The organism is Chitinophaga rhizophila, from assembly GCF_019492185.1.
In the GTDB taxonomy this organism is placed as follows: Bacteria; Bacteroidota; Bacteroidia; order Chitinophagales; family Chitinophagaceae; genus Chitinophaga; species Chitinophaga rhizophila.
The window spans coordinates 48,587-67,926 of record NZ_JAICCF010000007.1; the positions used below are offsets into that span (position 1 = coordinate 48,587).

16 protein-coding genes (1 of these 16 cut by a window edge) are annotated in these 19,340 nt (G+C 46.6%); 10 read left to right on the forward strand and 6 right to left on the reverse strand.

Annotated elements, in window-relative coordinates; genetic code table 11:
• Both K1Y79_RS28235 and K1Y79_RS29385 read right to left on the reverse strand, forming a co-directional pair.
• Nucleotides 1–3,660, reverse strand: the beginning of a protein-coding gene (locus tag K1Y79_RS28235) for an Ig-like domain-containing protein (RefSeq protein ID WP_220253584.1). It extends 24,201 nt beyond the left edge of the window; 3,660 of the gene's 27,861 nt are visible here — the first part of the coding sequence; the start codon lies at nt 3,658–3,660; its stop codon lies off the left edge, out of view.
• Nucleotides 3,661–4,034: 374 nt separating this feature from the next.
• Nucleotides 4,035–4,169, reverse strand: a complete 135-nt coding sequence (locus tag K1Y79_RS29385) for a hypothetical protein (RefSeq protein WP_262903208.1) — start codon at nt 4,167–4,169, stop codon at nt 4,035–4,037.
• A 231-nt stretch (nt 4,170–4,400) separates the two neighbouring features.
• On the opposite strand from K1Y79_RS29385, the gene K1Y79_RS28240 reads away from it, so the two are divergent.
• Nucleotides 4,401–5,747: a sigma-54-dependent transcriptional regulator gene (locus K1Y79_RS28240; protein ID WP_220253585.1), complete on the forward strand. Its 1,347-nt coding sequence runs from the start codon at nt 4,401–4,403 to the stop codon at nt 5,745–5,747.
• Here K1Y79_RS28240 and K1Y79_RS28245 read toward each other — a convergent pair.
• Complete coding sequence (locus K1Y79_RS28245; RefSeq protein WP_220253586.1) at nt 5,734–6,057, reverse strand: DUF1223 domain-containing protein; 324 nt, start codon at nt 6,055–6,057, stop codon at nt 5,734–5,736. The genes K1Y79_RS28240 and K1Y79_RS28245 overlap by 14 nt on opposite strands.
• Nucleotides 6,058–6,512: 455 nt before the next feature.
• On the opposite strand from K1Y79_RS28245, the gene K1Y79_RS28250 reads away from it, so the two are divergent.
• The 8 genes from K1Y79_RS28250 to K1Y79_RS28285 all read left to right on the forward strand — a co-directional run bounded on the left by K1Y79_RS28250 (nt 6,513) and on the right by K1Y79_RS28285 (nt 15,030).
• Entirely contained in the window at nt 6,513–6,872 is a 360-nt protein-coding gene (locus K1Y79_RS28250; RefSeq protein WP_220253587.1) for a DUF7674 family protein, read from the forward strand.
• Nucleotides 6,873–6,999: 127 nt separating this feature from the next.
• Nucleotides 7,000–7,077 carry a K(+)-transporting ATPase subunit F gene (kdpF, locus tag K1Y79_RS29625; protein ID WP_368677926.1) on the forward strand — a complete coding sequence of 26 codons (78 nt, stop codon included), beginning with the start codon at nt 7,000–7,002 and terminating at the stop codon, nt 7,075–7,077.
• An 18-nt stretch (nt 7,078–7,095) separates the two neighbouring features.
• A complete protein-coding gene (kdpA, locus tag K1Y79_RS28260) occupies nt 7,096–8,808 on the forward strand; it encodes a potassium-transporting ATPase subunit KdpA (protein WP_220253588.1) in 1,713 nt (570 codons plus the stop codon).
• 81 nt (nt 8,809–8,889) lie between these two features.
• Nucleotides 8,890–10,947: a potassium-transporting ATPase subunit KdpB gene (gene kdpB, locus K1Y79_RS28265; RefSeq protein WP_220253589.1), complete on the forward strand. Its 2,058-nt coding sequence runs from the start codon at nt 8,890–8,892 to the stop codon at nt 10,945–10,947.
• A 27-nt stretch (nt 10,948–10,974) separates the two neighbouring features.
• Nucleotides 10,975–11,538, forward strand: a complete 564-nt coding sequence (locus tag K1Y79_RS28270) for a K(+)-transporting ATPase subunit C (protein WP_220253590.1) — start codon at nt 10,975–10,977, stop codon at nt 11,536–11,538.
• A gap of 11 nt (nt 11,539–11,549) precedes the next feature.
• Nucleotides 11,550–12,107, forward strand: coding sequence for an N-acetyltransferase (locus tag K1Y79_RS28275; protein WP_220253591.1), 558 nt, complete (start codon nt 11,550–11,552; stop codon nt 12,105–12,107).
• A gap of 96 nt (nt 12,108–12,203) precedes the next feature.
• Nucleotides 12,204–13,328: a sensor protein KdpD gene (locus K1Y79_RS28280; RefSeq protein WP_220253592.1), complete on the forward strand. Its 1,125-nt coding sequence runs from the start codon at nt 12,204–12,206 to the stop codon at nt 13,326–13,328.
• 1 nt (nt 13,329) lies between these two features.
• Nucleotides 13,330–15,030 carry a HAMP domain-containing sensor histidine kinase gene (locus K1Y79_RS28285; protein WP_220253593.1) on the forward strand — a complete coding sequence of 567 codons (1,701 nt, stop codon included), beginning with the start codon at nt 13,330–13,332 and terminating at the stop codon, nt 15,028–15,030.
• A 122-nt stretch (nt 15,031–15,152) separates the two neighbouring features.
• On the opposite strand, the gene K1Y79_RS28290 is transcribed toward K1Y79_RS28285, so the two are convergent.
• A complete protein-coding gene (locus tag K1Y79_RS28290) occupies nt 15,153–15,581 on the reverse strand; it encodes a thioesterase family protein (RefSeq protein ID WP_220253594.1) in 429 nt (142 codons plus the stop codon).
• A 263-nt stretch (nt 15,582–15,844) separates the two neighbouring features.
• On the opposite strand from K1Y79_RS28290, the gene K1Y79_RS28295 reads away from it, so the two are divergent.
• On the forward strand, nt 15,845–17,185 hold the full coding sequence (locus K1Y79_RS28295) for an outer membrane beta-barrel protein (protein ID WP_220253595.1): 1,341 nt from the start codon (nt 15,845–15,847) through the stop codon (nt 17,183–17,185).
• A 26-nt stretch (nt 17,186–17,211) separates the two neighbouring features.
• Here K1Y79_RS28295 and K1Y79_RS28300 read toward each other — a convergent pair whose 3' ends face one another.
• Both K1Y79_RS28300 and K1Y79_RS28305 read right to left on the reverse strand, forming a co-directional pair.
• Nucleotides 17,212–17,973, reverse strand: a complete 762-nt coding sequence (locus tag K1Y79_RS28300) for a glycosyltransferase family 2 protein (protein WP_220253596.1) — start codon at nt 17,971–17,973, stop codon at nt 17,212–17,214.
• Between the two features lie 11 nt (nt 17,974–17,984).
• Nucleotides 17,985–19,340: a glycosyltransferase gene (locus K1Y79_RS28305; RefSeq protein WP_220253597.1), complete on the reverse strand. Its 1,356-nt coding sequence runs from the start codon at nt 19,338–19,340 to the stop codon at nt 17,985–17,987.

Consider the following 19,340-nt stretch of genomic DNA (forward strand, 5'->3'; position numbering starts at 1 on the left):
TATAACGTTACTTACGCTGAATGCACAACCGTCAGAGAAAACTGTTCTTCTGTACTGACTGGTCTGTGTCAGCGGTGCGGGCGCAGTATAGTTTTGTGCATTGCTGGTACCCGGCGCAGTGGTGAAGCTGCCACCACCTGTGCTTACTTCCCACAGATAGGTATACACCCCGTTACCACCTGCTGGTGTGCTACCTGTTAATGTCGCAGGTGTACTGCCGCTACAGATGGTCTGTGATGCTGCTATCGTATTATTAGATAGAGAAGGATTCACAGTTACTGTGATGACATTAGACACGGCATCAGCACAGCTGGCAGAACGGGTAATTCTGCGGAAGTAAGTTGTTTGCGATACTGCCGGTGCATCATAGGTTACGCCTGTGGCACCCGGAATATCCGTAAAGCCGGCAGTAGTACCTGTTACAGAACTCTGCCACTGATAAGAGAAGATACCGTTACCACCTGCAGGCGCTGTCGTCTGTGTAAACACCGCCGGATCTCCGCTGGTACAGAAGGTCTGATCTGCTGCCACTACTCCTGGTGTAAGCGCTGCATTCACCGTTACAGTAAGCACGTTACTAAATCCATCCGTACATACGCCGGAGCGGGTAACCCTTCTGTAATATGTAGTCTGACTGATGGCGGCTGCATCATAAGTTGCGGCCGTTGCCCCGGCAATATCTGTAAATCCGGTACTTGCACTGATAACAGAACTCTGCCACTGGTAGGTATAAGTACCGCTACCGCCTGTTGGTGCTGTTGTCTGTGTAAAGGCTACAGGATCGCCGGACACACAGAACTCCTGACTGGCAGCAATCGCGCCTCCGTTAAGAGAAGGCTGTATGGTGATGGTCACCACATTGCTGGTGCTGGCAGTCGTACAGGATCCTGAAGTCACCTGCCGGCGGTAGTAGGTCGTTGTACTTACTGCCGGAGGGTCATAGGACTGTGTAGTAGCACCCGCGATATTTGTGAAGGTAGTATTGTCAGTACTGCTTTGCCACTGATAGGTATAAGTACCGCTTCCGCCTGCCGGTGTCGTGCCGGTAATGACAGCCGCATCGCCTGTAGAACAGAAGGTAGTTGTTGCAGGAGCTGTTACGGTATTATTCGTAACAGTTGACTGTATAGTGATGGTCACCACATTACTGGCACTGGCTGTGGTACATGCACCGGAAGTGATCAGTCTGCGGAAATAAGTTGTACCTGATAATACCGGTGGATCATATGACTGACCTGTAGCACCGGCGATATTAGTATAGGTAACGTTATCGGCGGACTGCTGCCACTGATAAGTATAAGTACCACTACCTCCGGTAGGCGTACTACCTGTAATTAATGCCGGGTCTCCGGATCCGCAGAAGGTTGTTGTAGCAGGAGCCGTGACAGTATTGTTAGCCAATGAGGCCTGTACTGTAATAGAGACATCGCTGGTACTCGGCGTACAGCTTCCATTGGAAATCGTCCAGCGGAAGATATAGGTTCCGGTTACCAGTCCGGTAACGCTCGTTCCCGGCGAACTGACATTGGCGATAACCGCTGTGCCCGGGCCACTTACCTGCGACCATGCGCCGGTACCGACTGCAGGTGCGTTAGCTGCCAGTGTTGCAGATGTAGCGGCACATAGTAGTTGTGCCGGACCTGCATTCGCAGTAGTTGGTGGCTGTGACACAACCACTGCATCCGTCTTGATATTGTTACAGCCTGGGCCTGATGGTGCAGCGTCACACTCTAACTGCGGATCAGTTGGTACCGCAGCATCGGGGTTGGTAGCATCCGGATCTGTCACGTCCTGCGGACGCATTACGGCGGATGTTACAGACAATGTACCTCCGGCAGGCACGGTAGCAACAGTACCTGTAACGGTGAATGTCACCACGGCAGCATTGTTCATATTCAGTGAAGCCGTATACTGTGTAGCAGTTGTAGCGCCTGGCACTATAACAGCTACGCCGCTGGTCAGAGCGGCTGTAACATTGACGTTCGTCAGGTTCGCAGGATAGTTCAACTGATAAGTTGCGCCGGTCACGTTGCTTGGACCATTGTTTCTGACCACTGCAGTGTAAGTAACCGTTGCCCCCTGACACAATGCAGGGGCAGATCTTGTAAGACTTACAGTCTCAAGATCCGCTTCACGTAAGGTTATAAGTATAGGTGTAGTAATTGGAGTACTGGTGAGGTAAGACCAGGTATCAATACCGTTTTCATTACCATAGTCTGTCAGACTGTATGCTGTAGAACCAAACCTATGCCCGTTCACACTGCTGGATATACCGGTAGTAGCGGTGCTGAGCGGATTAGACGGCGTACCACTTCCCGTAAGCTCTGTATCATCCCAGTATACAATATCGCTGGGAGCGCCGGAGCCGTTGGTACGGGTAATAATGATACCGGCAGGGTTATTCTCACAATCTATAAAGGGAAAGTGTACCTCACCGGCAAACAATACTACGCGCGTATTATAAGTGGAGGTTCCCGTCAATACTTTCACGCCCTGCCCGTTGTTACCGTCCCAGTATACGCTGTTGGTACCTACTACAGCACTACCTGTCAGACGACGGTCTACGGCGTCAGTATAAACACCATTGCCGTTGATATCTATATCAACGGCGTAGTTTGCGGCGTAAGAAGCGGTGAAAGTAATATTACCCCCCGAGGGATTGGTTCCTGCCACTCCGGGGGTTCCCTCTACCCCGGTAAAATTCAGGATAGAGGCAGTGATGACCGGGGGTGTTGTCAGCAGCCACGTCGTTCCGGAAACGGAAGGTGCACTGGCGGGAAGGTCTACCGCCGGTGTGTTGAAAAAGATCTTATGTGTAATATCAGTCTCCGTATCTGCAGTACGGGGATCTTTCAGTCTGAGATTTGCCAGGTCGTCTACGCTTTTGTAGGTAGGATCGCCGGTAGTGGTGCGGAAACCTTTATTATTCGCCAGGAAAGAAAAACCAAAACCAGCCTGACCGTTATTATTAACCGTATAGATATAACCATCGTTGGTCAGGACACGGAAGATAGCATTAAAGGTTGCATTGGCAGCACCCAGGTTAGCGTTAAATATATTAGTATAAAGACGACCAGGAATAAATGCAGTATTTGCGGCATTTCTTACGCTGACATCGAAAGCTGCAATCATGGAAGAACTGGCAGGCTGCGTCCAGTTACCGGTAGCTAGAATTGCTGTTGGGTTACTGGCAGTTGCCGCATTCGGTGGCACAAAGTCTATCTCCCATATACCCGCCTGTCCAGCGCCTACTGTTACAATACCGGGTGTATATCCTGTTGTAAGTGTACCGACATTAGGCCCGTTAATCTCCTGCGTACGGTTAGTGATACGACCTGTGGTAGTACTTGTACCTGTCGTATACGTCTGTCCGTTAGGGGCGCGCAAAATAATGGTACCACTACCGATGCCCTGTGCACTGGACCCGACGAATATACGTTCACCGACGTTGACATATACCTTCATCGTTCCCGTGGTAGGAAACAGATTGTTTACACTTGTTGCAGATGCAGAGTTCAGGTAAGCACGATATCCTCCGCTCTGATTCAATTCCTTACTACCTTCCGCTTTTACACTAAGACATGTAATAGTCATAGCTGCCAATAGCAGACACCAGATTTTCAGCCTTTTCTTAAGGCCAAGACAGTAAAGTTCACTCATTCAAATAGAAATAGGTGATATATAACGTTTGGTTGTTCGGTAAAATCAAATGGCGTTATGGTACGATAAATCGTACGGCATAATCAATGGTAACTCTTAAGTGGAAGTGGGCTATGAAATAAAATAAGGCTTTTATAGGATAAATACTCCTGATAAAAGAAAAACTCTTAGTGAAGGCTTTGGCTATGAATATGAATGGTTATGAAAAGAAAGAAGGTTTCAAAGGATCTACATACTACTGATTTCAACGACATGACATCTTTCTCTATTAGCAATTCAAATATATGTTAAAAGAATCAAAAAAAGCAAATGGCATAATTTATCTTTTATTCTCAAATAATACTTTTTATTATCATGATGAAAATAGTTTATGCCTAAAGGCCTTTAAGCGCTTCCGGCAGAGATTGTTTGTAAACCGGGTCCTGGCTTGTAGTTGCCTGTAATGGCAATACGGGCTTACCCGGTCTGACCACACCCACCCGTTTGCCCCTCCTGAGTATCTGAAGCATCCCTTATCTGTTATAGCCTTAAACAGGGTCTGCCTTTCACTCCTACCCTTCACCAAGTCGTCACTTCGATATCACTTCAATATCCCGGGGATATTGAAGTGCCCTTTTGATGCCCTATTGGTGTACCGATGATATAAGACATTAACCGATATAAGACCCATTACCAGACGATTACAGTTAAATCGCAATAATTTGTAATTTCTATGCCTATTTTTGCACCCAAATAATTTTATGCCCGGAACTGTCCTGATAATAGATGATGAAGAGAAACTGCGTAGCCTGATGAAAAGGATTATTGCACTGGAAGGCTTTCATGTCCTTGAAGCTGGTAATATTAAAAGTGCCCAGAAAATAATCGACAAAGAAGAAATAGATGTCATACTCTGTGATGTGAAACTACCCGATGGCAGCGGCGTAGACTATGCCAGAACTATTAAAGAGAAAAATTCCTCCCTGGAGGTCATATTGCTGACCGCTTATGGCAATATACCCGATGGTGTACAGGCTATTAAGAACGGTGCCTTTGATTACCTTACAAAGGGCGACGACAATAACCGGATAATTCCTTTGCTGAACAGGGCGCTGGAGAAAGTACAGCTACAGAAGCGCATTGAAAAACTGGAAAGCCAGGTGGGTAAGAAATACAGCTTCGATAGTATATTAGGCACCTCCCGGGTTATACAGGATGCCATTCAACAGGCCGGCAAGGTGGCTCCGGCAGATACTACCGTGCTGCTGCTGGGAGAAACGGGCACCGGTAAGGAAGTCTTTGCACAGGCCATTCACAATAACAGTAAAAGGGCCGGTAAATCTTTCGTTGCATTGAACTGTAGCGCCTTCAGCAGGGAACTGCTTGAGAGTGAACTATTCGGATACAAAGCAGGCGCTTTTACCAGCGCTGTCCGCGATAAAAAAGGGCTCATAGAAGAAGCCAACGCTGGCACCATCTTCCTGGACGAAATAGGCGAAATGCCGCTCGATCTGCAAAGTAAACTGCTACGTGTACTGGAGACAGGCGAATTTATCAAAGTAGGCGATACCAAACCCACGAAGGTGAATGTTAGAATCATTGCGGCCACCAACAGAGACCTGAAACAGGAAGCAGAAAAAGGTCATTTTCGTGAAGATCTGTATTACCGCCTCCACGTATTTGCCATTACACTGCCACCACTGAGAGAGCGTAAAAAAGATATCCCACTGCTGGCGGAGTATTTTGTAGGTATGTTCTCTGCGAAGATCAATCAGCGTAAGCAAAAGATCTCGCCGGAGTTTATAGAAAAGCTGCAGCTACACGAGTGGAAAGGTAATATCCGCGAACTGAAAAACGTCCTGGAAAGAGCGGTGATTATGGCCGGTGGTGAAGAGCTGACAGTAGACCATCTTCCCCTTGATCTCCAGATTGCCGGCAAGGCTAACACGCCTCTTTCTGCATTCGACCTGGCAAGTGTTGAGAAGCTGCATATAATCAGGGTGTTACACCATACAAAAAATAACAAAACCGAAGCTGCCCGCCTGTTGAATATCGGCCTGGCCACACTCTACCGCAAGATAGAAGAATACGGCCTCAATCACCAGTAACATTCCGCTTCAGTGCACAGGCTATCTCCCCGACCACCGCATGCTCGTCAGACCCGATATACTGACTGGTGCCGTTTATGATCAATTGCGGTGTATACACGCCTGAAAGGCCCATTCCGGCGGCATACATCTGCTGCCGGAGGGAGAAAGCATGGTCACTGAAGCGGTCTTTCCAACCCTGACCATCCCAATAATCTACGTGGTAGGCCATCACATATAAGCGCCTGTTCTCACTCTCCTTTTCTATTCTGCCGATTAGTTCATCTGCCTGCGGACAACCCGAACATCCTTCAGAAGTAAACAGTTCCACTACTGCAAATCCTTTACTATCTGCCTGCTACAGCTGTCTGATGGCCTGCCCATTCCGCCGGTCAGAAAATGCTACCATACCAATCAACATTGCCACCAGGGCAATACCGATTAAAAACACACCGAAAAGTCTCATAATGCTGCTTGTTTAGCTGCTGTATACGTGATGGATATAACTATACAAGTGGACGCCAACAGGCAGATAAAGAGAAGGGGAAGCAGGCAGGAAAGGCAAATCAACCGGTGAACAGGACAATAGGTAAGCTGAATAGCGAATCCCCTCCAATTTGATAAACCATCCTCTCAAAATGAGAGGGTTTTTAAATGGCACGGATGGCAGGATGTGCGACACTATCATACACAAATAAATAATAATCAATCAATTAATAGCAGCCAGCCAGCCTGTTAGCACTTCGGGCATTGCATTCGCCTAACTATCCCTGTAAATCATGTTATATGAACCAATATGAAGCCGCCGCTCAGATAGCGGATGAAATACCAGACATACAAAAAGAAATTGTACGTGCTCCTGTATTCGGAAGTGCATATCTCTCAGTAAAAGTATTGGCTAATTACACGGCAAAGATGTTACAGCAACATCAGTTAAAGCAGGTACACCGTTGCATGCTGTTGGCAGAAAAGATCTACAATCGCGGCAACCAGCTGGTAAAGACAGCGATAGAAAATGTCTTTATCTTCTCCTTTTCCAGCTTCCGGATGTCCTGCACCCGTCAGGAGTGGCTGGAGGTACAGCGCATCATGCCGGCTGTACTCTTCTCTCTTTACATCCAGCAGGTATTAAAACCAGGCGTATAAATATTTACTGTCAACAAAACACCACTCATATGTTAATAGCAATCTACCTGCTGATTATACTAGTCTGCTTTTATCTATTCTATAAATCGCTTGACTTTTTTGAAAACATATAACTGCACCTACTATGATGACATTGCTGCTTATAATATCCGTCCTCGTATTTATCTACCTGGTATACGTACTACTGAAACCTGAAAAATTCTGATCTCAAACCGATTAATACATGAACAGCGAAATACCCGGTGTTGTCTGCACCTTTATTATCACACTGGCAATAGCTTTCCCGCTGGGGATATACATAGCCAAAGTCCTGCAGGGAGAACGGACAATCACTGACTTTTTGAATCCGGCGGAGCGTTTTATCTATCGCATCTGTGGTATTGATCCTCACCAGGAGATGAACTGGAAGCAGCATATGGCCGCACTGTTATCCATCAATCTAGTATGGGTAATATATGCCTTCCTGATACTGTTATTCCAGTCGCACCTGCCGCTTAATCCGGATGGCAATCCTGACATGACGCCTGATCTGGCTTTTAATACCGCTATCAGTTTCCTGGTGAACTGTAATCTGCAGCACTATTCAGGGGAATCTGGTATAACATATTTCTCACAGCTTTGCGTAGTCACCTTCCTGCAATTTGTTTCTGCCGCTACCGGCGTTGCCGCAGTAGCTGTATTATTCAGAGCCTTTGCAGAAAAGACGACTGAAAAGCTGGGCAACTTCTTCGTTTTCTTTACCCGTGCCATCACCCGTATACTGCTACCGTTAAGCATTATCATGGCGATTATCCTGGTATTCAACGGTACGCCGGCAAGCTTTGACGGGAAAGACAGTATCGTTACGCTGCAGGGCGATAGCGTACAGGTATCCAGAGGTCCGGCAGCAGGTATGATCGCTATCAAACACCTGGGTACCAATGGCGGAGGATGGTTTGGCACTAACTCGGCACATCCGCTGGAGAATCCAAACTACCTGACTAATATGACTGAGATAATCGCACAGGTGATTATACCTATGGCGCTGATATTTGCGTTCGGCTTCTTTATTCGCAGAAAGAAACTGGGGTATGTCATCTTTGGCGTAATGACCGCAGGCATGCTTACCCTGATGATACCTGCTATGATCACTGAATTGTCGGGCAACCCGGTGTTACACCACATCGGATTGAAAGATGCCGCAGCCATGGAAGGGAAAGAAGTGCGGATAGGCGTTGCAGCATCAGCCTACTGGCAGGTAATGACGACTATCATCTCCACCGGTTCAGTCAATTCCATGCATGACAGTTCTATGCCTTTATCCGGCGCTATGCAAATGCTGGGTATGATGACCAACTGTTTCTATGGTGGTAAGGGAGTAGGGCTGCTCAACTACTTTATCTTCCTGATCATAGCGGTATTCATATCCGGACTGATGGTAGGACGTACGCCCGAGTTCATGGGCCGTAAAGTCGAGGCCAGAGAAATGAAGATTGCAGCTATTATTGCACTCTTCCATCCCTTCCTGATACTGGTGGGTACAGCCTTATCCGCATACTTCGCAGCACATCATCCGCAAATAGGATGGGCAGTACAGCCAGCCAGCTGGTTTAATAATCCATCGAATCATGGCTTCTCAGAGATGCTGTATGAGTATACCTCATCATCTGCCAATAACGGTTCCGGCTTTGAAGGTCTGACTGACAATAATATCTTCTGGAATATCAGTACCGGCATCATAATGATACTGGGCAGGTTTATTCCGATTATCGGTCCGGTAGCTATTGCGGGTATACTGGCTAAAAAGAAATACATCCCCGAATCAGCTGGGACGTTGCAGACAGACACTGTCACATTTGGCATCATGACATATGCCGTGATAATGATCATTGCCGCACTGGCCTTCTTCCCTGCACTGACACTCGGACCGATAGCCGAACATTTCATCTCCTATTAATGCCCTCAGTTATCATCTTGTGATATACCATTATCAACTTGACTATCCTATGAAAACCCGGTTTGCTAAACATTGAATAATATGTCTGACAATACTCATAAAACTGCATTATTTGAACCTGCCCTCATGAGTGGCGCGTTGAAACAGGCTTTCCTGAAACTATCTCCGAAGATAATGTTCCGTAATCCGGTGATGTTCACCGTAGAAATCGGCACCGCTATTATGCTCGGCGTAACAGTGTATACTGCTTTCACCGGAGATATTGCCCAGGGATCTTTCGGATATAACCTGACTGTATTTATCATACTGCTGCTGACATTACTCTTTGCCAACTTTGCAGAAGCAATTGCAGAAGCACGCGGTAAAGCGCAGGCAGAAAGTCTGCGGAAGACGAGAGAAGAAACCCCTGCCAAAAAGGTACTGGCAGTGGGAGAAGTATATACCAATGAGATCAGGATTGTACCCTCTTCACAGCTTCGTAAAGGAGATTTCTTTGTATGTGAAGCCGGTGATATGATACCTATGGATGGTGAGATTGTGCAGGGACTTGCTACTATTGATGAATCAGCCATTACAGGGGAATCAGCCCCGGTAATCAGAGAGTCAGGCGGTGATAAATCCTCCGTAACCGGAGGTACTAAAGTATTAAGTGACCGCATCAAGGTACGCGTAACCACTGATCCGGGGGAGAGTTTTCTGGACAAAATGATTGCCCTGGTAGAAGGGGCAAGCCGTCAGAAAACGCCTAACGAGATAGCGCTTACCATTTTACTGGCGAGCTTTACACTGGTCTTCACTATTGTATGTGTAACCCTCAAACCCTTTGGCGACTATGCAAATACGCCTATTACGATTGCTGCATTTGTATCCTTATTTGTTTGCCTGATACCTACAACTATCGGCGGACTACTCAGCGCCATCGGGATTGCCGGCATGGACCGGGCGCTAAGAGCGAATGTAATTACCAAAAGCGGTAAGGCAGTGGAGACCGCAGGTGATATTGATACCTTATTGCTCGATAAAACAGGGACGATTACTATTGGTAACAGGAAAGCAACACATTTCTGGCCGGCGTATGCAGTCGGTAAGAAGGAGTTTTTTGAGGCCTGCACATTGGCGTCCCTGGCAGATGAAACGCCGGAAGGCAAGTCAATTATTGAACTGGCAGCTGAAAAGGGCATCAAGGCCAACACACTGAATAGCGATAAAGCCACCTTTATTGAATTTACAGCAGAGACCCGTAGCAGTGGTATTAACCTGGATGGCGTACGTATCCGCAAAGGCGCTTTTGACGCTATCCGCAATATTGTAACGCGTGCCGGTCATGCCTTTGCCATAGAGATGGAGGAAAAGGTAAAAGAGATATCCTCTAATGGAGGTACACCTTTGGTGGTAAGCCGTAATGAGGAAGTGATCGGAGTAATAGAGCTGCAGGACATCATCAAACCAGGTATACAGGAACGTTTTGAGCGTCTGCGCCGTATGGGAGTAAAGACAGTGATGGTAACCGGAGACAATCCGCTGACCGCAAGATACATTGCCGAAAAAGCCGGCGTAGATGACTTCATTGCAGAAGCGAAACCAGAAGATAAGATGATCTATATCCGCAAGGAACAGGAAGGCGGAAAACTGGTGGCCATGATGGGGGATGGTACCAATGATGCCCCGGCACTGGCACAGGCAGATGTAGGCGTTGCTATGAATAGTGGTACGCAGGCAGCAAAGGAAGCAGGTAATATGGTGGACCTGGATAATGATCCGACCAAGCTGATTGAGATCGTAGAAATAGGCAAACAGCTGCTGATGACACGAGGTACACTGACTACCTTCTCTATAGCAAACGACGTAGCCAAGTACTTTGCCATTGTACCGGCATTGTTTGTGACAGCTATTCCTGCATTACAAGGGCTTAATGTGATGCGGCTTGCATCTCCGGAGAGCGCTATTCTATCCGCAGTGATCTTTAATGCACTGATCATTCCGGCCTTGATCCCGCTGGCTTTAAGGGGCGTTGCCTATAAGCCTATCGGAGCGAGTGCCCTCTTACGCAGAAACCTGCTGATCTATGGCTTCGGCGGTGTGATCATTCCCTTTATAGGTATCAAGATCATCGACCTGTTCCTGAGTCTTTTTATGTAATACACAGATTTAAAATAAGCAACTATCATGAAAAAGTATATATGGCCTTCAGTAAAACTCACCCTGTTTATGGTACTGGTATTAGCCGTACTGTATCCGTCTTTGATTGCGGCAGTTGGGAAGGCAGCGCCGGGTAAAGGAAAAGGAGAAACACTCTCTGTAAACGGAGTGGTAGTAGGTTATGAGAATGTGGGGCAACGATTTACTGAAGATAAATACTTCAATGGCCGTCCGTCGGCGGTAGACTACAACGCCGCAGGATCGGCAGGATCCAATAAAGGGATATCCAATCCGGACTACCAGAAAACAGTGCAGGAGCGTATTGATAGTTTCCTGGCGCACAACCCGGGCGTACAGAAAGAAGACATTCCCGCGGAACTGGTGACAGCTTCAGGTAGTGGTCTGGACCCGGATATATCACCTGCGGCGGCAATGATACAGGTAAAGCGTATAGCAGCAACGCGCCGGTTACCGGAACACAGGCTGCAGACACTGATAGCTGATCAGACCCACAGGCCATTACTTGGCTTTGCAGGTCCGGAGAAAGTGAATGTACTGAAACTCAATATCGCACTGGATACGTTAAAATAAACAGATCTGACATGGATAATGACAAAGTGATAGTCAGAAAGGCGGTGCTATCCGATTGTAAATACGCCGCTATAATTACGGCAGAAATGGAAGCATCCGCCAGAGCAAGAGGAACAGGCATCAGTAAGCGGTCTGTGAATGCGATTATGAAGAAGATACGGGAGGGGAAGGCCGTGATTGCACTGACAGTCAGTAAGATATGGGTAGGCTTCTCATATATTGAAAGCTGGAGCGATGGCACATTTGTTTCCAACTCGGGTATGATCGTCAATCCAGCCTTTCGTGGACTCGGCGTTGCATCAAGGATAAAAAAGAGAATATTCCGTTTATCGCGGGAGAAATATCCGGAGGCCAAGGTATTCAGCATTACCAGCGGACTGACCATCATGCGGATGAATAGCAAACTAGGATTTTTACCAGTCACCTTTAATGAAATAACCAGGGATCCGGAGTTCTGGAAAGGATGTAAGAGTTGTGTTAACTTCAACATTCTGCAGAAGAAGGGATGCCAGCATTGTCTGTGTACAGCCATGCTTTACACGCCACCAGGCGTAGAGACAGAAAACTAACCTCACACCTTCCGTACCCGGCAAAAGGACGCTTCTCTTGATGAGAAGATCAGTGCTATGCCAGTACGGAAAGTGAGTTTTTGAACATTACAGTCCATGAGTGAAAAAGATAATAATGCCCAGCACTTCCTTGACCTTATCCGTCAATCCAGGAAAGGGAAGTTTAAGATATATATCGGCATGAGCGCCGGCGTAGGTAAGACCTTCCGTATGCTACAGGAGGCCAGGACATTGTTGCGCAATGGTGTAGATATTAAGATTGCCTATATCGAGACACACAACCGGGCAGAGACACATGCACTGCTGGAGGGGCTACCTATCATACCGCGTCGGGAGCTGTTCTATAAAGGTAAAGCACTGGAAGAACTGGATATGCAGGCCGTGTTGAACCTCCATCCGGAAGTGGTGATAATAGACGAACTGGCGCATAGCAATATAGAAGGGAGTAAGAACGAAAAGCGGTGGCAGGATGTAATGGAAATACTGGAAGCCGGGATCAACGTGATCAGCGCCGTGAATATTCAGCATATTGAAGGATTGCAGGAGGAAGTGAAGAATATCACTGGTGTGGATGTTGCAGAGCGTATTCCCGACCTGGTACTGCAACAGGCAGACGAAGTGGTGAATATAGACCTGACCGCCGATGAATTGATTACCCGTTTGAAGGAAGGCAAGATATACACTGCGGATAAGATAGCTGTAGCCATGAAGAACTTCTTCCAGCCGGAAAGGATACTCCAGCTGCGGGAACTGGCCCTGAAAGAAGTCGCTACGCAGGTAGAAAGGAAGATCGAGTCTTCCCTCCCGCGTACTGCTCACCCGAGAAATGAACGCTTTCTTGCGTGCATCAGCAGTAATCATGTTATTGCAAAGAAAGTGATCAGGAAGACAGCCCGGCTGGCCGCCTACTATCAATCGAAGTGGTTTGTATTGTATGTGGAAACGCCGAAAGAAGATAGTGCGCGGATTGGGTTAGCACAGCAACGGCACCTGATCAACAATTTCAAAATGGCTATGGAACTGGGAGGAGAAGTCGTAAAGGTAAAAAACAGTAATATTGCCAAAAGTATTATGCAGATAGCCGATGAGAAAAAGGTAACCACCATTTGCCTCGGCAAGCCTCACCTGAACGTGATGGGTATGCTGTTGAATACGGCCGTATTTTCACAGCTGCTGGGCAAGTTGTCTGAATCGGATATTGACATTATAATTCTTTCCTGACATGCGCCTGAAGACCAAATTAAGCATCGGCATCGGATTTCTTTTTATTGCTATATTGATCTCTGGTATACTGGGCATCTACTCAATACACCAGCTGAAGAAAGACGCGCGTCTTATACTGGAAAACAACTATGAAACACTGGTATACAGCAATAATATGCTGGCGCTGATGGACAGAGTACCTTTTGACTCAGCCGTACTCAGGATGTTTGAGACGAACCTCGCCAAACAGGAGGCCAATATTACGGAACCGGGAGAAGGAGCAGCAACAGGCGCTGTGAGAGACCTATTTGAACAACTGCGGCATGACCCTGACAATGATTCCCTCCAGAGCATTATCCGTAGAAAGATATACCAGATCAATACAGCTAACCAGGAGGCCATACTCCGTAAGAACTTACAGGCTGAAAGCAATGCACAACGGTTCAGCAACTTCACTATGTTCATCTTCGGATTCCTGGCACTGATTGCATTTACCCTGGCAGTTAACTTCCCGGGTATTATCAGCGAACCGGTAAAATCGCTCTCAGACGGTATTAAAGCTATTGTGAATAAGGATTATTCCAAACGTATCAGGATATCCCAACACGATGAATTTGGTGAACTGGCCCAGGCATTTAATAGCATGGCCGAGAAGCTGGATGAGTACGAGCATAGTAATCTGGCGAAAATCAAGTTTGAGAAACGCCGTATTGATACTATTATCAATCAGATGAATGATGGCATTATCGGCCTGGATGAGAACAGAAAGCTATTGTTTCTGAACAAGGTAGCAGAAAAGCTGCTGGGACTGCGGGAGGTAGAGATCATGGGGCAGTACGCACCGGATATAGCCCTGCATAATGACCTGATGCGTAGTTTGCTGAAGACAGAGAGTACCAATAAGGAACTGAAGATATTTGCAGACCAGAAAGAGAGCTATTTCCACCTGGACATCCTGCATGTATCCAGCAATGATAAAGTGATCGGACAGGTGATTGTACTACGTAATATTACACCATTCCATGAATTGAATGAGGCTAAGACCAACTTTATTGCCACCATATCACACGAGCTTAAAACACCGATTGCGTCAATTAAGATGAGTGCACAGCTGCTGACAGACGAGCGCATAGGTGATGTCAACAAAGAACAGGAAGAGCTGGTAAAGAGTATTGCTGATGATGCTAACCGCCTGCTGAAGATTACCAGTGAGTTGCTGAACATCAGCCAGGTAGAGACAGGTCATATACAGCTGAAAATTGAGCCAGTATACCCGGATATTATTATAGATAATGCGGCTAATACCGTTAGTGCGCTGGCACAGCAAAAGAACATTACTATCCGTATACATCAGCATACCAACGGACAGCAGATCTTGACGGACCCGGAGAAGACAGCCTGGGTACTAACTAATTTCCTGACTAATGCGGTGAAATACTCGCCAGAAGAAGGCGAGATTGAACTGACTACCAATGTGAAGGAAGACAATGTGGAGTTTGTAGTTACAGATCATGGAAGGGGTATTGAAGAGCGGTATCTCTCCCGCATATTTGACCGTTACTTTAAAGTACCGGGTACACCGGAGAAGGTAGGTACGGGTTTGGGCTTATCCATTTCCCGTGAATTTATAGAGGCGCAGGGAGGAAAGATCTGGGTGGACAGCAAATTGGGAGAAGGAAGTACGTTCGGATTCAGTCTACCATTGTATAAGGTAGTTTAAGCCCAGGTACCAGCCGGTGGTATCAACTATTGGTGATATTGGGGTATTACCCGGCCTGGGGTAAAAGCAAAACCCCGGATAGCATGTGCCATACGGGGTAGTTAACTGTAACTAAATAACATTTATTTGAGTGTAGCAACATCCAGTTTGGGAGCATCCTTCACTTTTTCGGCCATTTCAGCAGGCAGATAGGGCCGACCGCCGGTAGCAGCTACACAGGTACCGGTAAATACTGCTGTGGTCATTACTTTCCCATTGAGGATAATAGACTGTTTGAAATGCAGTCTTGGTTGTCCGCCGGCATCAGCAAATAACTCACACGTAACGGTAAATTCGTCATCTTTTTTCAGAGAGCGCAGGAACTTGAGGGTATACTGAGATAGTACCATGTGTACCCCTTTGGCGGCTTCTTCAGCGAAGTCGAAGCCGAGTACTTCCTTGATATAGTCATGTCTGCAATATTCCATGTAAAAAGGATAGTATAAGCCGTCCATGATACCCTGTACGTCTATATGCTCTGCTTTAACTGTATATATTTTTGAATACTCCATGAATTACGATCTGGTTTTTATTGGCCGCAAAGATAAAGACTGATTTGCTTATTCCGGTATAGGCGGCAGTCACCGAAACCGGGGAGCGTGACCTCCTACCCTATCAAAATTAATAAAGCCCCTATCAAAACGAGATGGTTTTATGAATCGGCATCAGGCATTAATAATCACAAACGAATAGCAATCAACAGGTTAAACACCAACCCTTGCTTTGGGCATTTTCTTTGGCTACTCCCAGCAGAATAAACATTATAACCTTTTGTATGAAAAAGTATGTATTTACGGCTGCCTGCATCTGTGCAAGTGCGATAGCCATGGCGCAGGAAAACGTTCAACCCGCAGCGAAGATTCCTTTTGAGGGAATGAACCTAACCTGGGTTAACGGACAAAACAGGCAGTCAACGTCTCCGTTACAGCTGAAAGATAAGGACGGGGAGGTTATTCTAACAGGAACAGTACTGACAGACGCCTATTTCAACTACAACTTTGCACGCCCAAAGGACAACACGCAAACTATTTCCGCGGCAACCGGCAGAGCGAATGAGTTTTCTATTAACCAGGCAAGCTTTGGTATAGAGAGTAATTACAAGAATGTTATCGGTCGCTTGTGGTTACAGACCGGCAGCATGACCCATATTGTACAGGAAACAGATGGTTCTGTTGGAAGGGGCCGTAACACAGGTACCGGAGCATTGAAATTTATACGTGAGGCAGCCGCCGGATATCATTTCAACTACAAGTATGGATTGAACATCGAGGCGGGCATCTTTATGAGTTACATTGGCTTGGAAAGTTATGTGCTGCAGGAGAACTGGAGCTATCAGCGTAGTAGCGTCTGTGACTTCACGCCCTTCTATTTTCAGGGAGCAAGAGTACAGTTTTATCCTACCAAAAAGTATAAGGTAGAGCTGTGGTTACTGAATGGCTGGCAGACATATAACAGATGGAGCAAGAATATCGGTTTTGGTAACTCGAACTATTACCGTCCTTCAGAAAATGTACAGCTGGTAGCCAACTTCTATTATGGCAATGACACGCATGTAGCAGGATCTACCTCTTATTCCAAAGTACGCCGCTTCCATCACGACAATAGTATTGTAGCAAGATATTTCAAGAATCCATCATCTAAAGGTATTTCCCAGGCTGCTTTCAGTCTGAATAACCACTACGGATTCCAGGCAGGCGATGGTGTTAAAGCAAAGGACAACTATATGACCGGTAGTTCATTGACTAACCGTGTCTGGTTCAACAGGAACAAACTGGCGCTGACCATGAGAGGAGACTTCGTGACAAATCCGGGTGGATATCTGGCATTTGTACCTGCCGCACCAAGTGCAACGCCCAACGCATATGATAAAGCGATAGCGTCTGGAAAGGATCTTAAGATGGGACAATTGAGTGCCACTTTTGATATTATGCCGAATGATTTTGTGACGTTCCGTTTTGAGTTTGCGCACAGGAATGCCAATGTACCTTACTTTGCTGGTCCGGGAGGTACAACATCCCAGACAGGCTTCAGTACAGATCCGGTAGACCCGGGCTGGTTACCTGATCTGGTAAAAACAGAGAATCGTCTGATAATGGCAGTAAACTTCAGATTATAATACGAAGCGTTTGCTGTTCTTAAATATTAGCTACCGGCCGGAGTATTTGATACTTCGGCCTTTTTCATACCCGGCATATACCTGTATAACCGGCGGGAGCCATAAAAGATGGATGTTACGGTAATAATCAGCAATAAAACGGGAAATGCCAGCAACATATACCTTCTGCCAAAATTAGCCTTTACAATCTGCAGGATTTCCTTCAGTTTGATAGTACTACTTACTCCACCTGGTAAGGCGTAAGCGACAAAGTCAGGAACGTGATAGAAGCTGGCTCCGGCTTTATAAAGTCGCTGGTTAAAGTCAAAGTCTGCATAGGTACGGTATTGTATCCGGAACGGCGGATCGGGATGTAGCTGTTTCTTGACAAGCAATGACTGATGGTGCAGAGTATTCATGATCTTTAGGCTGTCGTCTGCCTTTGCTTTAAATTTGATACTGCCTACGAGTGTTGTACCATATATGACATCCGCCTTTTGCAGATCCGCAGGTGAGGGCAGCTGCAGGATACGGTCACCAGCGCCAAGGTAGAGTATATAGCTATCAGAAGCTGCTTTCCCCCAACCCTTATTCATTGCATCATAAATACCCTGATCGGGCTCACTACAATAGTAATGAAGATCTTCCGCATACTTCGTAATAATGTCCAGTGTCCCGTCTTTTGATCCACCATCAATGATCATGAACCGGATATTCGGATAGGACTGACTAAGCACACTACGGATAGTGTCTTCAAGCGTGTCCGCGCCATTGTAAACAACAGATATAATAGTAATTACAGGAACCATATCTATAGTTATTAGGATATTACACGTAGGAATTGCCGTCTTGAAGACAACGCCAGTACCTCCGCTACATTATCTTTGTATAAGGTGGGAGCAACATCATCAGGACGATAGAGCGGGTGCCTGTTAAGCACCAGATACTTTAGAACATACGCACCAGTAGCAGCAGCATCACAACAGGAAAAGTCATTGCCGATCGCTTTCGCACCACACTCATATACAGGGTTATTCAGTAAGATATCGATAGCTTTTCTTAGTTTTAGGGCGGTAGCACGCTTCCTGGGTAGAAGTATACCCGCCTTCCTGATAACGATTGTTTTAGCCGTAAAATAATGGTCTATAGAGAACGGAATAATGACCATTGGAATGCTTTTCATAGCAGCCTGGCCGACGGTACCGAAACCACCGGCTGTGACTACAACAGTCGTTTTATCCAGCAGAGCGATCTGAGGTACGTATTCGCAGATCAGTACATTTTCGGGTAAGTCATTCCAATCAGTAGCTTTATAAGTCCTGCCTGTACTGATCACAACCTGCCAGGGAGCATCTTTTGCAGCAGCGATCATATGATCGATCAGCGTCTTCCTGATATAGACAGTTCCCATTGTAAAGTAGATCACAGGTCTGCCGTCAAGCCAATCCCAGGGAAAGGGAATAGCTTTTTCTGTAAGACTTACTGCAGGACCGATGTAGAATGTTTGTGGCAGCAGATCGGTACGTTTGAACTCCATACCTGCACTGCTGTACAACAGGAATGCTGCCACTCTGGGGTGCTTCATAAATGTTTGCTGGAGTGGTAGTCCGTACTGCCGGCGCAGTATATTCAGCCGGCGTAGTACCTTGTCTGCCTCCCGGCCATACATTAACCGGATCACCATGCGAAAGAAAAAGCTGATCTTTTTACCATTAAAGTATGGCCACGCCTGCTGCGCCGCAAGATATACGAAACCGGCAGCACTTACTACACAGGGTATATTACGCACCTCTGACGCAATGATGCCGACAGGAAACAGACTATCTATATAGCAAACATCGGGACGCCATTTATCGATCAGGTGAATGAAATCAGCTACCCCCTGTTCAAGGTTATACACCGTTGCTCCTACCAGTGATACACCATATCGGGCCTTCATGGCTTTAGATATCTCTTTCTCCCGGTCACTGGCCATTAGCTCATTGAATAAGAGTGCGGGATCACCCCAGGAAAAGTCTTCGGCAATGGAGATGCCTTCCCGGCTCAATGTTTCCTTCATAGCAGGGTGAGTGGCATAAATAACGGTATGTCCTTCACTAATTAACTGCCGAGCAATACCCAGCGTAGGGTTTATATGTCCGGACGCCGGAATACAACCAAATAGAAATGTTGACAT

Bases quoted from the DNA above. Each gene is read 5' to 3' on its own strand.
- K1Y79_RS29385 (WP_262903208.1), bottom strand. From the start codon at position 4,169: ATGCTTCAGATACTCAGGAGGGGCAAACGGGTGGGTGTGGTCAGACCG.
- K1Y79_RS28240 (WP_220253585.1), top strand. From the start codon at position 4,401: ATGCCCGGAACTGTCCTGATAATAGATGATGAAGAGAAACTGCGTAGC.
- K1Y79_RS28250 (WP_220253587.1), top strand. From the start codon at position 6,513: ATGAACCAATATGAAGCCGCCGCTCAGATAGCGGATGAAATACCAGAC.
- kdpF (WP_368677926.1), top strand. From the start codon at position 7,000: ATGACATTGCTGCTTATAATATCCGTCCTCGTATTTATCTACCTGGTA.
- kdpA (WP_220253588.1), top strand. From the start codon at position 7,096: ATGAACAGCGAAATACCCGGTGTTGTCTGCACCTTTATTATCACACTG.
- kdpB (WP_220253589.1), top strand. From the start codon at position 8,890: ATGTCTGACAATACTCATAAAACTGCATTATTTGAACCTGCCCTCATG.
- K1Y79_RS28270 (WP_220253590.1), top strand. From the start codon at position 10,975: ATGAAAAAGTATATATGGCCTTCAGTAAAACTCACCCTGTTTATGGTA.
- K1Y79_RS28275 (WP_220253591.1), top strand. From the start codon at position 11,550: ATGGATAATGACAAAGTGATAGTCAGAAAGGCGGTGCTATCCGATTGT.
- K1Y79_RS28280 (WP_220253592.1), top strand. From the start codon at position 12,204: ATGAGTGAAAAAGATAATAATGCCCAGCACTTCCTTGACCTTATCCGT.
- K1Y79_RS28285 (WP_220253593.1), top strand. From the start codon at position 13,330: ATGCGCCTGAAGACCAAATTAAGCATCGGCATCGGATTTCTTTTTATT.
- K1Y79_RS28290 (WP_220253594.1), bottom strand. From the start codon at position 15,581: ATGGAGTATTCAAAAATATATACAGTTAAAGCAGAGCATATAGACGTA.
- K1Y79_RS28295 (WP_220253595.1), top strand. From the start codon at position 15,845: ATGAAAAAGTATGTATTTACGGCTGCCTGCATCTGTGCAAGTGCGATA.
- K1Y79_RS28300 (WP_220253596.1), bottom strand. From the start codon at position 17,973: ATGGTTCCTGTAATTACTATTATATCTGTTGTTTACAATGGCGCGGAC.
- K1Y79_RS28305 (WP_220253597.1), bottom strand. From the start codon at position 19,340: ATGTCAACATTTCTATTTGGTTGTATTCCGGCGTCCGGACATATAAAC.